We start from the raw sequence: 12,897 nt of genomic DNA, 5'->3' as shown, positions 1-12,897 counted from the left end.
AAATAGGTGGGCCGCTCGCACCGCTTACGATCTTTCGCTGGGATGGTGAGCGCGGCGAAGCGGACGGGGTTTATCTGGACGATCACAGTTACCGATGAGAGTGAGGTATGTCATGCTGACGACGAAGCGCAAGCCAGCCACTGTCGGTGAAATTCTGACAGAAGAGTTCATGGGGCCAATGGGCCTGACTCAGGGGGCGCTGGCCGAAGCAATGGGCGTGCAGCGCAAGCACGTTAACGAATTGTGCAATAATCGCAGGAATGTAACTGTTGCGACGGCGCTTATCCTTGCGCGTGTATTTGGCAACAGCTCTGATTTCTGGCTGAATGTGCAGCGACGTAATGATCTTTGGGAAGTCATGAATACTCCCGGAAAGCGCGAACGTATCGAACGCGCCCGCCCGCTCAGGCGTGCTGCCTGAGCCTTGTGTGGCCAGATTGGTCGGTCGTGATATTTGTTTGAGACGGAGGTGAAGATAATCGCTGACGCTTTCTTGAGCCTTCAGCGTGCGTCCACATACGATTTCTGGGTGTGCTTGTCTCACTGTGAGCGGGAATCCGTCCAAAAACAACAAAAGCCGCCCAAGGGCGGCTTGTCGTGCCGGGTGATGCTGACATCACTCGGAATATGGCGGAGAGGGTGGGATTCGAACCCACGGTACTATTGCTAGTACAACGGTTTTCGAGACCGCCCCGTTCGACCACTCCGGCACCTCTCCACATGTGGTCTTTCGGCTTGCGAGGCGCTGTTTAACGGTCTGTGCGCCAGATTGCAAGAGGGAAAACACAAAACGTTCGGTTTTGCGGCGGAAATTGTTGTTTGCGCGGCGTTCCCATTGAATTTGGTCAGGGGCAGGGGGAGTGTGTTTTGCGGGTCGTTTGGTGCCCCTATTATAAGGTAACGGGGCGCGCATGGCTTGATCGGCGGGTTAGGTGTTTCGTGTCGGGGCTTTTGGCTGTGCGCTATGTTGGGCATTCCGGTGGCGAATGCGTGCCTGTTTGCCGGGAAACAGGAGTCGGGTGTTGGCCATCTGGCTGCGGGCATGAGAATGCCCGGCAAGGGGTTTTGAGGGTTTGCAGCGCTTGTGTGGCGGGATGCAGGCTTGCCATGCGTGCCAAACAGGGCCGTATGGCGGGTTGGGCCTGCTTTAGAGTTGACATTTAAGGGGGGAAACGGTAATTCACCCGTCTCTCGCAGCGGTCCGGTCTTCGTTTGCAGCGACACCGGTCTGCGCGTTTGCGTTTCCGAAGTCTTTTATTCAGGAACTATTTCGATGTATGCAATCATCAAAACTGGTGGCAAGCAGTATAAGGTTGCCGCCAACGACGTTATCAAGGTCGAAAAGATCGCTGCCCAAGCTGGTGAAACCGTGACCCTGGATCAGGTTCTCATGGTGGCTGGCGACGGTGCGCCGCAGGTTGGTGCTCCGTTGGTCTCTGGTGCTTCTGTTGTTGCAGAAGTTCTGGAACAGGCCAAGGGCGACAAAGTGATCGTTTTCAAGAAAAAGCGCCGGCACAATTACCGTCGCAAAAATGGTCATCGCCAGAACCTGACCGTTCTGCGCATCACGGGCATCAACGTCTGATTTTCAGGCGGATGCAGGTTTTAGGAGGGTTTCATGGCTCATAAAAAAGCTGGTGGTAGCTCCCGTAACGGTCGCGACTCCGAAGGTCGACGCCTCGGCGTTAAGAAATTCGGCGGCCAAGCGGTTGTTGCAGGTAACATTCTCGTACGTCAGCGTGGCACAAAATTCCATGCGGGCGAAAATGTTGGCCTCGCCAAAGACCATACCTTGTTTGCAACTGCGGGCGGTAGCGTTCAGTTCAAGTCAGGTTTCAAAGGTCGTACCTATGTGAACATCGTCCCGGCAGAGGCGTAAGCCTCCCGTTCCGGACACGATGTGTCAAGAATTTGCAGGGGAGGAATGAGCAATCATTCCTCCCCTGTTTTATATGTTTCAGGCAAAATAATGCCGGGCGCGGATTGCCGCGCGGCATTGGGGAAATACCCCCGGACGAATTGATCCCAAAGGACTGGTTATGAAGTTTCTCGACGAAGCAAAAATTCATGTGCAAAGCGGCCGCGGCGGCGCAGGAGCGGTGAGCTTCCGGCGGGAAAAATTCATTGAATATGGCGGGCCGGATGGGGGCGATGGCGGCCGCGGCGGCGATATCATTATTGAAGCCGTTGAAAACCTTAATACCCTGATCGATTTTCGCTATCAGCAGCATTTCAAGGCCCAGATCGGCATGCATGGCATGGGCCGTAACCGGACCGGTCCTGCGGGCAAGTCCATTACCATCAAGGTGCCGGTTGGCACCCAGATTATGGCCGAAGACCGCGAAACCGTTATCCTTGATATGGTTAAAGCCGGGCAAAGCATTGTTTTGTGCCGGGGCGGTGATGGCGGCCGGGGCAATACCCATTTTAAATCATCGATCAATCAGGCCCCAAGACGCGCCGAAGAAGGCTGGCCGAACGAGGAAATGTCGGTCTGGCTGCGCTTGAAGCTGATTGCCGATGCCGGGCTGGTCGGCCTGCCCAATGCCGGGAAGTCGACCTTCCTTGCCGCATCGTCAGCCGCGCGCCCGAAAATCGCCGATTATCCCTTTACCACCCTGCATCCGCAGTTGGGTGTGGTCGAGGTGGATGACAATGAATTTGTGCTGGCCGATATTCCCGGCCTGATCGAAGGGGCATCTGAAGGCAAGGGGATTGGCACCCGCTTTTTGGGCCATCTTGAGCGCTGCGAAGTGTTGTTGCACCTGATCGATTGTGCCGATGAAGACCCGGTTGCGACCTATCGCACGGTGCGTGAAGAACTGGATAATTACGCCGATATCTTGATCGACAAACCCGAAATTGTTGCCCTGTCCAAGGCCGATACGCTGTTGCCCGAAATGGTCGAGGAACAGCGCGAAATTTTGGAAAAAGGGATCGGCAAGAAGGTTTACATCGTTTCGGGCGCCACCCAGCAGGGTGTGAAAGACGTGCATCGCCTGTTGCGCCACCATATTGTCGCCGAGCGTGAACGCCGCGCCCAGGAAAATGCCGAGGATAAAGGGTTCCAGCCTTGAGCCTTGGGGACGCAAAACGGCTGATTATCAAGGTTGGTTCGGCCTTGCTGGTGGATGAAACCACCGGCAAGCTGCGCCGTGCCTGGCTGGAGGCGCTGGCCGATGATGTTGCCGCCCTGCGTGAACGTGGCACCGAAGTTATTATTGTCTCGAGCGGGGCCATCGCCATGGGCCGCCGCCTGTTGGGGCTGGATCATCGCACCATCAGCCTGGCCGACAAGCAGGCCGCCGCCGCAACCGGGCAAATTTCGTTATCACAAGTGTGGCAGGAAGCCCTGCATCGCAACGGGCTGATCATGGCGCAGGTGTTGGTAACACTGGAAGATATGGAATCGCGCCAGCGTTATTTAAACGCGCGCGGCACGCTTAACGCGTTGCTGGGCCATGGTGCCATTCCGCTGATCAATGAAAACGATACCGTTGCCACGGCTGAAATCCGCTTTGGCGATAATGACCGGCTGGCGGCCAAGGTCGCGCATATGATTTCGGCCGATATGCTGGTTTTGCTGTCTGACATAGACGGGCTTTATACCGCAGACCCGCGTAAAAACCCCGATGCCGAACTGATCCCCGAAGTTCGTGAACTCACCCCTGAAATCATGAGCATGGCGGGGGCTGCGCCGACGATGTACAGCTCGGGCGGGATGGTGACCAAACTTCTGGCCGCCGAAATTGCCATGAAATCGGGTTGCCGCATGATGATTGCACGCGGCACGATTTATCATCCGTTAAAAGCACAGCTTGACGGCGGCCTGCACACCCTGTTTCAGCCATCCGAAACACCGCTTGCTGCCCGTCGCCACTGGATTGCGACATCGCTTTCGGCACGCGGTGCGATTGTGATTGATGCCGGGGCGGTCAACGCCCTGCGGGCGGGTAAAAACCTGCTGGCACCGGGCATTACCACCTTGCAGGGCAGTTTTAAACAAGGCGATGCGGTTCGTGTGCTGGCCAGCGACGGCGTTGAAGTGGCGCGCGGGCTGTCGGCCTATTCCGCCGACGAAACCCGCCAGCTCATGGGCCATAACAGCCACGATATCGAGCCTATTCTGGGTTACAGCCGGGGCAATGCGATTATCCATTCCGATGATCTGGTGCTGGCTGAAGGTTAGGTTTCTGGCCGCGACGTGTGATGTTGGGACGGTATAGTTTGCTGCATTGTCCGCCCGCCAAGGGGGGATTGGGATTGCGGTATCAAAAAAGGCTGCCGTGGGGGCAGCCTTTTTTAAGGTAGCACGTCTAACGAAGAAACGATCAGGCTGCCTGGTCGGCAAGGGCGCGGGCCATCTGGCTTAACGCTTCCTGATGTTTTTCGTGTTTGATGCTGGCGAAGTTACGCGCCAGTTCCAGGCACATGCGCTGACGCGCATTAAGCTCGGTTTCCTGGTTGCCGTTCAGCCCTTCATAGAAGTAGTTGACGGGAACACCCAGGACTTGTGAGATTTCATAAAGACGACCGGCAGAAATGCGGTTAATGCCACGTTCGTATTTATGAGCCTGCTGGTAGGTAACACCAATCAGGTCTGCCATCTGCTGCTGGCTAAAGCCAAGCATGATCCGGCGTTCGCGGATGCGCTGGCCGACATAACGATCAGTGTCGGTTGCACGATTGGCACGTTTAGGTTCTTCGTTGGGGGAAATTGCATTCATTGCATTGTTATCCGTTATCAACCGCCAGTTATAAAGATTCCCACTCCGATCGTTGTTTGGCGTCGTAAATGCGCCGTCCTCCCACATCTTTTGGGTAAGTTTCTACACAGGGATATGATGTGGATGGCATCTGACTGGGAGTCAGATATCGTTCTCAACGAACCGAAGGAAGCTAGGTATATAGGTCAATTGGCCTGTCTTTGTCTAGTGCGTAAGGCGAAAAAAAGACAGAGGCTTCTGAGCCATAGGGTGTGAGAAGGGCTGCATAGCTGGCATGCATCTTTTGAATGATCACAGGTTGCACAAGGCTTTCTGCCGGCATTATTTGCCCTAAAAGTTGTGCCAGAAAAGCCGAGCTTCCACCGGGAAAATGGTAGTCAAGCCAAGGCCCTCCGACCCGATTTATCGCTAAAACCTTATGTGGCGGTGCAGCATGGGTGACGCTTATTCCACGCGTGCTACTTGCACCTGCGTTGCTGGCAGGGGCGTTGTAAACGGGGGATGCCAGCGGGGCTGTAAGGGCCATTTCACCGTCATATCCTGCGGGTTTATATCACGATTTCTTGAAGCCCCTGAGTTGGGGGCCGGCCATGGGACCGTTTTGCAAATGGAGTCCTTTTAAATTTAGCCCGTTCAAGGATGCAAAATTTGCCTGTTTTGGTGCAAATTGGCGGTTGCCGTTCGGTATATGAGGCAAATTTTGCCCGTCGAATCGCCGGTTTTTAAAATGTCGCTTTCTGCAGGGAAAGCCATGCAGGATCGGTGCCGAAGCGAAACGCAGCGGTTGTAAAATAGCGACATAAAAAAACGGGGCACGATGGCCCCGTTTGCCGCGTTGATTTTGCGGATTAAGATTTATTGTCAGGCGATAGCCGGTTTATTCCCCGTTCATTCCCGATTTAAGCCCCGTGCGCCGGGCCCGGTTTTCGTGCTGTGCCGCACAAAGGGAAATATCCCTTCTCCGGGTCGCAAAAAGGGTTCAGGCGGCACGTTACCGGCTTTGAGCGGGGTTATTTTTTGGTTTTGCCTTCAACCAGATTGTTGAGTTGCGCCTGCATGGCTTCGAGCTGAGATTTCAAATCATCAAGCGAGGAATCGCGCGCAGCAGGTGCGGCCGGGGCAGGGCGCGGCGTGTTGCTCGGCGCGGTGCCATTATTTTGGGCCCGTTCCTGTTCTTTGGCTAAAAACGGCGAAAACATTTTCATCGTTTGTTCAAACAGCGCCATGTTCTGTTTGTTCATTTCTTCAAACTGGCCAAAGGGGAACATACCCTGCATGGTGCCCTGCATATAATCGCGCATCTGTTCCTGATTATGGGAGAAAGAGCGCATCGACTGTTCGAGATAGCTGGGAATAAGCCCCTGCAGGCTGTCGCCATAAAACCCGATCAACTGGCGCAGAAAACTGATGGGCAGCAGGTTCTGGCCCTTGTTTTCTTCCTCGACTATAATCTGGGTCAGGACGGGGCGGGTAATATCGTCGCCGGTTTTGGCGTCATATACGACAAAGTCGGTGTTTTCCTTGACCATTTGGGAAAGATGATCAAGCGTAACATAGGAACTGGTTGCGGTGTTATACAGGCGCCGATTGGCGTATTTCTTGATGACGACGCGATCCGGATCGTTGGTGTTTTTGGTGGTCATGGCGTTGTTTCCTGCTTCCCTGTTTCCCCGACGTGCGGTTTGTAAACCAGCTTCTTGTCGTAAGGTTCTGTGCGCGTGCACAAATTGTCTTGTGGCGCAGCATGGTCACTGCTGCAATTGCTAATGCCAACGGTAACAGTGCCGTTAAATTACAAATGTGTCCAGCATTCAACACGGGTTGCAACGCGAAACAGGACGTGTTTTTACGCTGTTGCCGCGCAACAAGGGATTTGATTTTATCAAAAACTGGTTCAGCCTATAATAACGATGGTATGACCTTTGATGCCAGCCGCGCAAAATTGGGGGCGCAAAAACAGCCATGGCAGATCAGACTGGAAAAAAATCAACCGCGCCCCGGCGTGGCAAAAATGCCGCGCCGAAAAAGCAAACGGTCAGAACCGGGGCTGCAGCCAAAGGGTGCAAATCCGCAACCGACCCCGCAGCCACATCAAAACCGGGGAAGCGCCACGCGCCCGGCACGGATGACGCAAAAGGCCGGTCACACAAGCGTGCGGGTGGCAAAGATAAAGATAAAGATGATGTGAGGCCTGCCCCGTCATCGGCCGCTGCGCAAACGCCCTTGAATAACGGCAAGGCAGCACGCAATGCGCCGGCGCCTGAAAACACGACGGCCAGCACCGTGCATGAAAATACCGGAAACAGCGCGAATGACGAGAATGACGAGAACCGTATCATTCCTGATCCTGATGAGCTGGCGATCCGTTTTCTGGAACTTTGGCGCGCACAGGTGGCCGCAACAGCAAGCGGCGGTGACGCGGCCAGTGCCATTGGTCGTTTATATGCCGGGCTTGGGGCCGATACATCGCGGCTGGCCGAAGGGTTTGAGGCCTGGGGCCGCTTGATTGGCCAACTGGCCACCGGGCAGTCGCCAGCGCAAAATCCGTTTGTGCCAGGCGGCAGTGATATGGGTGCCGCCGCGGGTATGAATGCTATGTTTGAGCCGATTACCGCGATGATGAATTTCAAGCCGCCGTTTACGACGGGCAAGGATGCGGGCAGGGATACGGACAAATCGGCAGGTTCGACAAACAAGCCAAGGGATGCAACTGCGGTAACACCACCGGCGGATGGCGCGCCAACCGGGCCGAAAACCGCCGTACCCTCAGACCAGAATACAAAAACAGCAACGTCAGGCGGCGGCGCAAAAACCGCACCTTTGGCAAATGACGGGGAAGAAAATGGGCGAGAACGACCAAAAAAGGCCGCAAGCGAGCGGACTCCGGGCGGGCCCAAGGCCGCTGGCGATGCATCTCGCCGTCGAGATGACGAGCTGGCTGAGCTCGCGCGCCGCCTTGCCGCTCTTTCGGAAACAATTGATGCCCTGGAAGCCGGAGCTGACGACAGCGGCGGAAAGCCTGCGTCAGGAGATGTCCCACCACAGCAATGATGTGATGGGGCAGGCGATTGACCGCGCCGCCTTTGCCCAGCATTCCGCCCTGCATGATGGCATTCGCCGCTATCAGGCCCATCCCTATCGCCGGGGGGCGGATGATGTGCCTGTGATATGGCAGGAAGGCGAGACGCGCATTTTTGATTATGGCGCGATTGCTTCTGAGGTCGTCAATGCTGATATTGCGAAACCCGGCAGCAAGGGGGCGGTGTTGCTCGTCCCGTCGCTGGTCAATCGCGGTTATATTCTCGATTTGAACAAAAAACGCAGTTTCGCCCGGTTTTTGGCCCAACAAGGCTATCGGCCGCTTTTGCTGGAATGGGGGTATCCTGGCGCGGACGAACGCGATTTCGGGATGGATGATTTTATTGCCGGGCGTCTGGTGATGGCCTTGCAAGATATGGCCGAACAAACCGGCGGGCCAATGCCGGTTGTGGGCTATTGCATGGGGGGCGTGCTGGCAATGGCGGCGTGCTTGTTAGAACCTGCCCTGGTGTCGCAGCTGGTATTGCTGGCAACCCCGTGGGATTTTATGGCTGCTGGCCCGACGCAGGCCCGCATTGCGGCCGCCTTTGCGCCGACCTTGCCCCATATGCTGTCGGTTCACGACGAATTGCCGGTGGATGTGTTGCAAACCCTGTTTTCCAGCCTTGATCCGTTCATGATTGGCGAAAAATTTCGCCGCTTTGCTGCCATGGACCCGTCAACAAACCGCGCGCAGGATTTTGTCGCCCTTGAAGACTGGTTAAATGACGGCGTGCCGCTGACCCGCAAGGTGGCGATTGATTGCCTGATCGGCTGGTATGTTGAAAACCGCCCGGCGCGCGGTAATTGGGCAATTGACGGGATCGCGATCGACCCCGCCGGGGTTACTTGCCCGACATTGGTGGTAATCCCCGAAAACGACCGCATCGTGCCACCCGAAAGTGCCCTGGCGTTGTTTGACGGCCTTGATCCGTCCCTTCGCACCGCGCATCGGCCCTCTGCCGGGCATATCGGCATGATGGTCGGCTCGCGCGCCCAGGGCTCCACCTGGCAGCCGGTGGTCGACTGGCTGGAAACGGCGTGATCAATTGCTGAACCGGCAAGGGCTATTGTGCCGGTTCTATCTGCGCGGTGGCCGGGGCTGTTTGCCAGCGCCGGGTAAGCCATGCCAGCAGCGTCATAATGATCAGGGTCAGAACAATCCTGCCCACCAGTACCACCCAGATGTCAGCGCCAAGGGCCAGCATGATCACGGTATCCTCGATCAGGGAATGCGATAACGATAACCATGACAGGGATAAAAACAGGGTGCGCGGCGGGAAGTTTTTCGCCCGTGCCTCGTCAATAATCAGCGCGCCGCCATAGGTGAGGCCGAGCAAAATACCGATGGTGGTGACCGGGGCGGCATCCTGTGACAAGCCCGAAACCCGCAACATCGGCAGCAATGCATTGGTAAAGCGATCCGTAAGGCCGCTTTTTTGTAAAATATCAAGCAGCACCAGCAACCCGACAATGATGGCAAAACTGGCCACCAGCGAATAAAGTGTGCTTTGCGCCCAGACCAGCCAGCCGGTCCAGCCCGTTTGGCTGGCGGCATCGGCGGCTTGCCCCGCCATCCATGACAGATCAACCGGTTGGGAAAGATACCCGGTGTGACGGCTGATCCAGGTGATGAAAGCGGCATAAAACAGGGCGGTAAAAACACGCAAGGCGGCCGTGGCCCAAAAACTGGCCCCGGCCTTTTTAACAATCGCCTGTTCGACGGGAATACCATGCGCAAACAGCATCATGGCGCATAAGGCACTAAGCTGTGCCGATGTCATATCAAGGTGGCTTGCCAGCCCGGCAATAACCGCAACCGCGCCGTAAATATTGATGAACAGGCAACTGGCCCAGATCAGCCCGGCTTCGGGTGGCATGCCAATCAGCGACATGACCGGAGTAAGGATTTTTGAGGCCATATCAACCACGCCGAACTGGTCGGCAATACGCACCAGCACCATAATGGGCAGCATCACCTTGGCAAGCGTGATGAAAAGTCGGCGACTGCGCACAAGTAACGACATCAGATAGGGCTGCATAAACGGACCTTGCCAGATAATTTGGTGTTTCGATGTGCAAGATATTGATCGCGAAATCGAACGCCGCAAACGACACCAGGGGAATGTTTCGATTGCCACTTTAGCGATAACACGCAATGCTGGGCGGCGTTTTTGGGCGAATATGTGCATTTTTACGGCGTATTTTTCACAAGTTGCGCTGAATTATTGTGAGGGGACGTTGTGGAACTTGACCAGATCGACACCCGCATTTTGCGGCAATTACAGATAGATGCCGATATTGCCACCAACCGGCTGGCCGATATGGTGGGGCTGTCGCCATCGGCCTGTTTGCGCCGAGTGACAAAATTGCGCCGCGACGGGGTTATTGCGCGCACGGTGGCGGTGCTGGACCCGGCCCTTGTCGGGCGGCCTTTAACCGCCGTGATCACGCTGGAATTTGCCCTGCATGGTACACGCCACCGGCAGGAATTTATCGACAAGGTACGCAAGCTTTCGGCGGTGCGGCAATGTTTTATGGTCACTGGCGAGGTGTCGTGCGTGCTGACATTGCATATGCGCGACATGGATGAATATCTGGCGCTGACCGATGAACTTTTTAATTCTGATCCGAATGTCGAATGGTTTCGAACCTATATTTCTGTTCAAACGGTAAAGGACGATCCCGGTGTGGCACTTTGACGATCAAGTGCCTATGTCCGGGGTGGTTGTTGTGCTGAAAAACAGTTCAAAAGCGTTGCAGCCTGTACCAAAGAGTCACGGATCAATGCTTGGCTTTTCATTGCAGCGCGATAAGATCAGATCTGGTTCGGTCGATTGAGCGAACGGGCCGGGAGTAAACGCAAAACAAAAGTTTCGGAGGGTTTCATGACCGAGGTCGTAATTGTTGGTGCCGCACGGACACCAATTGGTGCCTTTAACGGCACGCTGTCTGGCACACCGGCCCATGCGCTGGGAACCATCGCGATCAAGGCGGCTCTGGAGCGCGCCGGTGTCGAAGCCGGTGCTGTGGACGAAGTTATTTTAGGTCAGGTTCTGACCGCAGGCGAGGGGCAAAACCCGGGCCGACAGGCCGCCCTTGGTGCCGGTATTCCCGAAAGTGCAACGGCGTTTTTGATCAATCAGGTTTGTGGGTCGGGCTTGCGTACGGTGGCATTGGCCGCCCAGCAGATTATGACCGGTGATGCCACCATTGTTGTGGCCGGTGGCCAGGAAAATATGAGCATGTCCGGCCATGTTGCGCATTTGCGCGACGGCCATAAAATGGGCGATGTGAAATTCATCGATACCATGATCAAGGACGGCCTGTGGTGCGCGTTTAACGGCTATCACATGGGCAACACCGCCGAAAACGTTGCCACGAAATGGGATATCAGCCGCGAAGAGCAGGACGCTTTTGCCGTGGCCTCGCAAAACAAGGCCGAAGCCGCGCAGAAAGCGGGCCGGTTTAACGATGAAATTGCCCCGGTTGCCATTCAGCATCGCAAGGGCGAGACCATTTTTGATACCGACGAATATCCGCGCCACGGCGCATCGGTTGAAGGTATGGCAAAATTGCGCCCGGCCTTTTCCAAGGACGGCACCGTAACCGCAGGTAACGCATCGGGCATTAATGACGGCGCGGCTGCCCTTGTGTTGATGTCGGCAGAAGAAGCCAGCCGCCGCGGTTTGACCTCGCTTGCGAAAATCAAAAGCTGGGCGACGGCCGGTGTTGATCCGTCGATCATGGGCAGCGGGCCGATTCCGGCATCGCGCAAGGCGCTTGAAAAAGCCGGCTGGAGTGTTGATGACCTTGACCTGATCGAAGCCAACGAAGCCTTTGCTGCCCAGGCGATTGCGGTTAACCGCGATATGGGCTGGGATACTGCGAAGGTAAACGTCAATGGCGGTGCCATTGCCATGGGCCATCCGATTGGGGCCTCGGGCGCACGCGTTTTTGTTACCTTGCTGCACGAAATGCAAAAGCGCGATGCCAAAAAAGGTCTGGCGACCTTGTGCATTGGCGGCGGCATGGGCATTGCCCTGTGCGTGGAACGTTAATGGCGGGTAAGTCACCTTCTGCCATCTGAATTCAGGGTCAGGGGTGTCGTTGATGGTTGCCCATCTGGCGGTGCCCCTGATTGTCTTTTGGGGCGTTATGGGTTTGTATTATTCAACTTATGATGTGGATCATGGCGCCAGATTAACTTTGCGGTTACCCTGAAATCATTCTTGGTCTGGCGCAAAGGGCAAGTGAAGATGCGGTTCTGGCTAATCAGGGCTGTTATTAAAAACTGTTTCTAGGGAGGTCTGCAATGACCCAAATTGCACTGGTTACCGGTGGTACACGCGGCATTGGCAAGTCGATCAGTCTTGCCCTTAAAAATGCAGGTTTTCTCGTGGCCGCGAATTATGCCGGAAATGACGATGCCGCCCGGAAATTCAGCGACGAAACCGGGATTGCCACTTTTAAATGGAGTGTCGCCGACCCCGATGCCTGCGCACAGGGCATTAAAGAGGTGGAAAAGGAACTGGGCCAGGTCGACGTGCTGGTGAATAATGCCGGCATTACCCGCGATGGCTTTATGCACAAAATGTCGGTCGAAGGGTGGCGGGCGGTTATTGAAACCAACCTTGGCTCGTTGTTTTACATGACCCAGCCGGTTCTTGAAGGCATGCGCTCGCGCGGGTATGGCCGGGTGATCAATATTTCCTCGATCAATGGTCAGGCAGGCCAAATGGGCCAAACCAATTATTCGGCAGCCAAGGCCGGTGTGCACGGCTTTACCAAGTCGCTGGCCCAGGAAGTAGCGCGCAAGGGCATCACGGTTAACACCATCGCGCCGGGCTACATCAATACCGACATGGTGGCGGCGGTGCCTGAAAAGGTGCTGGAAAGCATTATTGGTAAAATTCCGGTGGGCCGACTGGGCGAAGCCGACGAAATTGCCGAGGCTGTGCTTTATCTGTCGGGGCCAAACTCGGGCTTTATTACCGGTTCGTGCCTGTCGATCAATGGCGGCCAACATATGGGCTGATTGTTAAAATCAGCGGGTAGTATGACCACCAACACCCCGGTTTTCCGGAGTGTT

At 55.6% G+C, this 12,897-nt stretch carries 14 protein-coding genes and 1 tRNA gene; 11 read left to right on the top strand and 4 right to left on the bottom strand.

The features are described from left to right. Positions 1 to 112: 112 nt before the first annotated feature. Positions 113 to 421, top strand: coding sequence for a HigA family addiction module antitoxin (locus TMES_RS12175; protein WP_085582903.1), 309 nt, complete (start codon positions 113 to 115; stop codon positions 419 to 421). A gap of 207 nt (positions 422 to 628) precedes the next feature. Here TMES_RS12175 and TMES_RS12170 read toward each other — a convergent pair. Beyond that, positions 629 to 718 (bottom strand) — tRNA-Ser (locus TMES_RS12170). A gap of 555 nt (positions 719 to 1,273) precedes the next feature. Between TMES_RS12170 and rplU the strand changes: the two genes are divergently transcribed. From rplU to proB, 4 genes are all read left to right on the top strand, one after another. After that, a complete protein-coding gene (gene rplU / locus TMES_RS12165; RefSeq protein ID WP_085582812.1) occupies positions 1,274 to 1,585 on the top strand; it encodes a 50S ribosomal protein L21 in 312 nt (103 codons plus the stop codon). A 33-nt stretch (positions 1,586 to 1,618) separates the two neighbouring features. Continuing rightward, positions 1,619 to 1,879 carry a 50S ribosomal protein L27 gene (gene rpmA / locus TMES_RS12160; RefSeq protein ID WP_085582810.1) on the top strand — a complete coding sequence of 87 codons (261 nt, stop codon included), beginning with the start codon at positions 1,619 to 1,621 and terminating at the stop codon, positions 1,877 to 1,879. Positions 1,880 to 2,039: 160 nt separating this feature from the next. After that, positions 2,040 to 3,077, top strand: coding sequence for a GTPase ObgE (obgE, locus tag TMES_RS12155; protein WP_085582808.1), 1,038 nt, complete (start codon positions 2,040 to 2,042; stop codon positions 3,075 to 3,077). Then, positions 3,074 to 4,189, top strand: a complete 1,116-nt coding sequence (gene proB, locus TMES_RS12150; RefSeq protein ID WP_085582806.1) for a glutamate 5-kinase — start codon at positions 3,074 to 3,076, stop codon at positions 4,187 to 4,189. Before obgE ends, proB begins: the two co-directional genes overlap by 4 nt. A 142-nt stretch (positions 4,190 to 4,331) precedes the next feature. Here proB and TMES_RS12145 read toward each other — a convergent pair whose 3' ends face one another. Both TMES_RS12145 and phaR read right to left on the bottom strand, forming a co-directional pair. Beyond that, positions 4,332 to 4,727 (bottom strand): helix-turn-helix domain-containing protein, encoded by a 396-nt coding sequence (locus TMES_RS12145; protein WP_085582804.1) that lies wholly within the window; start codon positions 4,725 to 4,727, stop codon positions 4,332 to 4,334. Positions 4,728 to 5,737: 1,010 nt separating this feature from the next. Then, positions 5,738 to 6,370 (bottom strand): polyhydroxyalkanoate synthesis repressor PhaR, encoded by a 633-nt coding sequence (gene phaR / locus TMES_RS12135; RefSeq protein WP_085582800.1) that lies wholly within the window; start codon positions 6,368 to 6,370, stop codon positions 5,738 to 5,740. A 101-nt stretch (positions 6,371 to 6,471) separates the two neighbouring features. Between phaR and TMES_RS12130 the strand changes: the two genes are divergently transcribed. From TMES_RS12130 to TMES_RS12120, 3 genes are read left to right on the top strand one after another with little or no spacing between them, the layout of a single operon-like run. Further along, positions 6,472 to 6,915 (top strand): hypothetical protein, encoded by a 444-nt coding sequence (locus tag TMES_RS12130; protein WP_143589638.1) that lies wholly within the window; start codon positions 6,472 to 6,474, stop codon positions 6,913 to 6,915. Continuing rightward, on the top strand, positions 6,912 to 7,778 hold the full coding sequence (locus TMES_RS23325) for a hypothetical protein (RefSeq protein WP_085582796.1): 867 nt from the start codon (positions 6,912 to 6,914) through the stop codon (positions 7,776 to 7,778). The genes TMES_RS12130 and TMES_RS23325 overlap by 4 nt, the downstream gene beginning before the upstream one ends. Beyond that, positions 7,708 to 8,850 carry an alpha/beta fold hydrolase gene (locus tag TMES_RS12120; RefSeq protein WP_245835380.1) on the top strand — a complete coding sequence of 381 codons (1,143 nt, stop codon included), beginning with the start codon at positions 7,708 to 7,710 and terminating at the stop codon, positions 8,848 to 8,850. Before TMES_RS23325 ends, TMES_RS12120 begins: the two co-directional genes overlap by 71 nt. A 22-nt stretch (positions 8,851 to 8,872) precedes the next feature. Here TMES_RS12120 and TMES_RS12115 read toward each other — a convergent pair whose 3' ends face one another. After that, complete coding sequence (locus tag TMES_RS12115) at positions 8,873 to 9,832, bottom strand: nucleoside recognition domain-containing protein (RefSeq protein ID WP_245835378.1); 960 nt, start codon at positions 9,830 to 9,832, stop codon at positions 8,873 to 8,875. A 216-nt stretch (positions 9,833 to 10,048) separates the two neighbouring features. On the opposite strand from TMES_RS12115, the gene TMES_RS12110 reads away from it, so the two are divergent. From TMES_RS12110 to phbB, 3 genes are all read left to right on the top strand, one after another. Then, a complete protein-coding gene (locus TMES_RS12110) occupies positions 10,049 to 10,507 on the top strand; it encodes an Lrp/AsnC family transcriptional regulator (RefSeq protein ID WP_085582791.1) in 459 nt (152 codons plus the stop codon). A gap of 186 nt (positions 10,508 to 10,693) precedes the next feature. Beyond that, the gene (locus TMES_RS12105) at positions 10,694 to 11,866 is read left to right on the top strand and encodes an acetyl-CoA C-acetyltransferase (RefSeq protein ID WP_085582789.1); all 1,173 of its coding nucleotides are present in this window, start codon (positions 10,694 to 10,696) and stop codon (positions 11,864 to 11,866) included. 254 nt (positions 11,867 to 12,120) lie between these two features. Next, complete coding sequence (gene phbB / locus TMES_RS12100) at positions 12,121 to 12,843, top strand: acetoacetyl-CoA reductase (RefSeq protein ID WP_085582787.1); 723 nt, start codon at positions 12,121 to 12,123, stop codon at positions 12,841 to 12,843. Positions 12,844 to 12,897 lie beyond the last annotated feature (54 nt).

Source organism: Thalassospira mesophila (assembly GCF_002115755.1).
Lineage (GTDB): Bacteria > Pseudomonadota > Alphaproteobacteria > Rhodospirillales > Thalassospiraceae > Thalassospira > Thalassospira mesophila.
The sequence above is the reverse complement of the archived record's forward strand: the minus strand, read 5'-3'. Positions and strand labels throughout refer to the sequence as shown.

Bases quoted from the DNA above. Each gene is read 5' to 3' on its own strand.
- TMES_RS12175 (WP_085582903.1), top strand. From the start codon at position 113: ATGCTGACGACGAAGCGCAAGCCAGCCACTGTCGGTGAAATTCTGACA.
- rplU (WP_085582812.1), top strand. From the start codon at position 1,274: ATGTATGCAATCATCAAAACTGGTGGCAAGCAGTATAAGGTTGCCGCC.
- rpmA (WP_085582810.1), top strand. From the start codon at position 1,619: ATGGCTCATAAAAAAGCTGGTGGTAGCTCCCGTAACGGTCGCGACTCC.
- obgE (WP_085582808.1), top strand. From the start codon at position 2,040: ATGAAGTTTCTCGACGAAGCAAAAATTCATGTGCAAAGCGGCCGCGGC.
- TMES_RS12145 (WP_085582804.1), bottom strand. From the start codon at position 4,727: ATGAATGCAATTTCCCCCAACGAAGAACCTAAACGTGCCAATCGTGCA.
- phaR (WP_085582800.1), bottom strand. From the start codon at position 6,370: ATGACCACCAAAAACACCAACGATCCGGATCGCGTCGTCATCAAGAAA.
- TMES_RS12130 (WP_143589638.1), top strand. From the start codon at position 6,472: ATGGTCACTGCTGCAATTGCTAATGCCAACGGTAACAGTGCCGTTAAA.
- TMES_RS12120 (WP_245835380.1), top strand. From the start codon at position 7,708: ATGCCCTGGAAGCCGGAGCTGACGACAGCGGCGGAAAGCCTGCGTCAG.
- TMES_RS12115 (WP_245835378.1), bottom strand. From the start codon at position 9,832: ATGTCGTTACTTGTGCGCAGTCGCCGACTTTTCATCACGCTTGCCAAG.
- TMES_RS12105 (WP_085582789.1), top strand. From the start codon at position 10,694: ATGACCGAGGTCGTAATTGTTGGTGCCGCACGGACACCAATTGGTGCC.
- phbB (WP_085582787.1), top strand. From the start codon at position 12,121: ATGACCCAAATTGCACTGGTTACCGGTGGTACACGCGGCATTGGCAAG.